The organism is Streptomyces sp. NPDC051555, assembly GCF_044454405.1.
GTDB lineage: Bacteria > Actinomycetota > Actinomycetes > Streptomycetales > Streptomycetaceae > Streptomyces.
The window spans coordinates 1-2,036 of sequence record NZ_JBITDP010000102.1; the positions used below are offsets into that span (position 1 = coordinate 1).

Sequence of the window (2,036 nt, forward strand, 5' to 3'; positions counted from 1 at the left end):
CTGGCTGGACCTGGCCACCCGCGAGGTCGTCGGCTACGCCATGGCCGACCACCACCGCGCTTCCCTCGTCGTGGACGCCCTGAAGATGGCCCAAGTACTACAGCCTCAGATCATGTGACTGGTGATCGGTGCTGATCGTTGTCCGGTCATGCTGATGGATGTGAGTACGGAGCACGTCGGGGACTGGGCCGAGGGACTGGCCGTCCTGACTGGCGGGTTGGGACATCTGTTCGCCCGGCCGGAACCGCGGGAGGTGTTCGCCGATCTTATCGAGGGGCTGCTGTCGGACCTGGGCCGCAAGAACGGCTGGACGATGGCGGGGAGGGCCGGGCATGCCACCCCGCACCGGATCCAGAAGTTCCTTGGTGAGGCGTCCTGGAGCGCGGACGCGCTGCTGAGCGAGGTGCAGGCGTACGTGGCACGGGAGTTGGGGGATCCGGGCGCGACGCTGGTGCTGGACGACACCCAGGTGATCAAGAAGGGGGACAAGTCCGTCGGGGTCGCTCACCAGCACTGCGGGACGACCAGTGACGTCCGCAACTGCCAGGTCATGGTGATGCTCACCTACGCCGCCGCGAGTGGTCACACCTTCTTCGACCGGCGCCTGTACCTGCCGCAGTCCTGGACGGGCGACCGTGAGCGGTGCCGGGCGGCCGGGGTGCCCGACGAGTTCGCCTTCGCCACCAAGCCGCACCTGGGCCTCGCCATGCTGGAGGCCGCGGTGGCCGGCGGCCTGCCGTTTTCCTGGGTGGCCGCGGACGCGGACTACGGCAAGGACCCCGCCCTCAGGTCCTGGCTGCAGGAGCGGAAGATCCGCTACGTACTCGCGGTGCCGGTCACGCTGCCGGTTCAAGGTCCTCCGGGCAAGCCGTACCTGCCGAAGGTCTCGGCGGCCGGTGACCTGCTGCACTACGCCACGGCGCGCGAGAAGTGGGAGCGCCGCAGCCAGGGCGAGGGCTCCAAGGGGCAGCGCAGTTACGACTGGACCTGGTTCGAGGTGACCCTGCCCGGACAGATGCCGACCGAGGGGTTCGCCCATCAGCTGCTGATACGCCGCAGCACCGAGAAGAAGCAGCTGGCCGGCGGCCGCGTCGACTTCGAGTACGCGTACTTCCTCATCCACGCCCCCGCCGCCGACCCGGTCACCGAGGCGATCGTGAGGGCCGGGGTCCGCTGGAAGATCGAGGAGAACAACGAGCTCGCCAAGCAGATCACCGGCCTCGGCCAGTACCAGGTCCGCCGCTGGACCTCCTGGCACCGGCACGTCACCTGCGCGATGCTCGCCCTGGCCTTCCTGACCGTCCAGCGTGCCCGCCACCCCGACCCGGATCCCGAATCCGAAGCCGATCTCCCCGGGCAGCCCGCTGGCCTGGACCCGGCAGACGAGGGAAAAGCACAGGTGACAGCAGGAAGGAGCGCCGTCTCCCGCTGATCCGGCTGACCGTCCCAGCCCTCGCCACGCTCCTCGCGGCCACCGCCCTGATCACCCACCACAGCGACGCCTACCACCTCCAGCAGCACCACTGGCGAGCCCTGCACCAGACCCGGGCCACCGTCAGCCACTACAACCGACGCGGCGACCCCCTGCCCACCCGCCTACGCCCCTGGCGACAACCCGAGCAGAACCGATCACAACCTCAAGATCTGAGGCTGTAGTACAAGGCCGGGCGGAACTCCGCCCGGGATGCGTCGTACACAGCGACCGCGGCAGCGAGTACACATCAGCTGAATTTCGCAGTGAGATAGCGGAGTTGAGCCTGCGGCAAAGCTGCGGACGCACCGGATCATGCTTCGATAATGCCGCCGCGGAGAGCTTCTGGGCCCTCCTCAAGGAAGAGATCGGCACCCGCATCTGGCCCGACCGGGCCACCGCCCGCGCCGAGGTCTTCGACTTTATCGAGATCTTCTACAACCGCCGCCGCCTACGCAAACACAAGATCCTCGGCTACCTCACCCCGGCCGAGACCAGGCAGCGGCAACAGCACGCCCTCGCAGCGTAGACATCGAGTGTCCAGGATCACGGGGAAACTTCAGGT

Annotated in this window: 2 protein-coding genes; both read left to right on the plus strand. The window is 67.9% G+C overall.

Annotated elements, in window-relative coordinates; all coding sequences use genetic code 11:
* Positions 1–160: 160 nt before the first annotated feature.
* Positions 161–1,432, plus strand: coding sequence for an IS701 family transposase (locus tag ACIBEA_RS44465; protein ID WP_399270263.1), 1,272 nt, complete (start codon positions 161–163; stop codon positions 1,430–1,432).
* Between the two features lie 319 nt (positions 1,433–1,751).
* Positions 1,752–2,000: an integrase core domain-containing protein gene (locus tag ACIBEA_RS44470; protein ID WP_399270265.1), complete on the plus strand. Its 249-nt coding sequence runs from the start codon at positions 1,752–1,754 to the stop codon at positions 1,998–2,000.
* The last annotated feature ends 36 nt before the right edge of the window (positions 2,001–2,036 follow it).